This window comes from Vibrio sp. Vb1755 (genome assembly GCF_033338635.1).
Lineage (GTDB): Bacteria > Pseudomonadota > Gammaproteobacteria > Enterobacterales > Vibrionaceae > Vibrio > Vibrio alginolyticus.
In genome coordinates this window covers 1-1710 of record NZ_JAWOTA010000084.1, presented here as the reverse complement: position 1 = coordinate 1710, position 1710 = coordinate 1, and the positions used below count along the sequence as shown (strand labels likewise).

Annotated in this window: 1 protein-coding gene; it reads left to right on the top strand. The window is 47.1% G+C overall.

The features are described 5' to 3' along the window. Nucleotides 1–34: 34 nt before the first annotated feature. Nucleotides 35–1710 (top strand): TonB-dependent receptor domain-containing protein (locus R7E00_RS22755; RefSeq protein ID WP_318124509.1); only part of this gene is annotated, 1676 nt, incomplete at its 3' end.

The following is a 1710-nucleotide window of genomic DNA, read 5'->3' as shown; positions in this document are numbered from 1 at the left end:
ATCACTGATTAATACATCTAAAGCGGAGCAGTAAATGAAGCTTACCCCAGTGTCAGCGGCAGTACTTTCGGTACTAGCTGCCAGCCAAGTGCACGCCAAATCTGACGTTTTCTCTATGGAAGAGGTTGTGGTGACGGCGAATCGGATTGAACAACCTGTGTCTGAAGTAGCAGGCAGCGTTGCGGTTGTCACCAGCGAAGAGATTGAACAAAAGGGCGAAACAGAGCTTTATGATGCGCTGCGTCACGAGCCTGGGGTAAGTGTGTCAGGTGGCGCTGGTCGTCCACAAAACATCACGATTCGGGGCATGACGGGTAACCGTATTATGATCATTCGTGACGGCATTCGCTCTGCAGACGGTTTTGGGGCGAATGACAACAATGACAAAGTGGGCCGCGACACGTTCGATCTATCTAATCTTGAATCATTAGAAGTAGTGAAAGGGGCAAGCTCCTCAGTCTTGGGCTCTGGTGCCATTGGTGGCGCTGTGATTCTAAAATCCAAACAGCCGGGCGAGTTTTTAGAAGATCGTGACTTTTATGTTGACGCCACGGGCACTTATACAGGGATCAGCAATAAATACAAAGGCGCGAGCAATTTGGCATTTCGTTCTGGCGATACGGAAAGCTTGGTCAACGCGGCTTATTGGCAAGGTGAAGAGACGCGTAACTTCAGCCAAGATTTGTACAACCGCGATTTGGATGGTTACAGCGCGTCATACGCCATCAATCATTTCTTCAATGATGAAGTGATGATCAAAGCGCGTGCTGAACTCTATCGACAAGACCAACAACGTCTTGAAGGTTCGTCATCCATACAAAAAGATGGCAAGTGGCATATCGAAGACTTTGCAGAAGATGAATCGACAGAAGAATACAGTGCATATTTAGGTGCCGAGCTAACGCCGCTTTATCCAACATGGTTTGAAGAGTTGGATACCAAAGTTTATTGGCGTCATACCGAAGTGATCACAGACACCAATCGCTTAATGAACTCTACCGACGCCAATGGTCTGCTGATCAAGCGCCGCGAACTTGAGCACAAAACATTTACCGATAACACGGTCGGTTTGAGAGCGGATTTCAAACAGACGCTTCATGCCTCATCGGCTGAGCACAAGTTAGCGTATGGCGTTGAGATAGCATCAGATTACTACCAACGTGAAGATAATCAGAAAGTCCTCGATTGGACGGGCTCCAACGCATCGCAAAAACAGCCCTTTGCCTCTGCACGTGCTTACAACATTGGGCTTTATTTCCGTGACATGATTGAGCTGGAGAAATGGACATTGACTGGCGGTTTGCGTTTCGATGCGCACCGACTTTCACCTGATGGCCAGAATGATATCGGTGGATATCCACTGAAAGATATCGACAGTTCTGAAATTTCACCAAGTTTGTCGATTTCTCGTGAAGTGTTCGAAAACAACCGCGTTTACCTCTCTTACGATCACGGCTATCGAGCGCCAGAATACGATAAGGCGTATGGCTTCGTAAGCCACGACTTTGTGCCGCTGACGCCTTTTGTTATTGCACCAAATATGGATCTAGAGGCTGAAACTTCGGACTCGTTTGAAATCGGTAACAAATTCGATAATGGCCGAGCGCAACTTTACGTTTCTGCGTTTTACAACAAGTTCCAAAACTTCATTGATGTTGTTACCACGGGTCAAGATAACTTCGGTAACTACGTCAAGCAATACCAAAACTT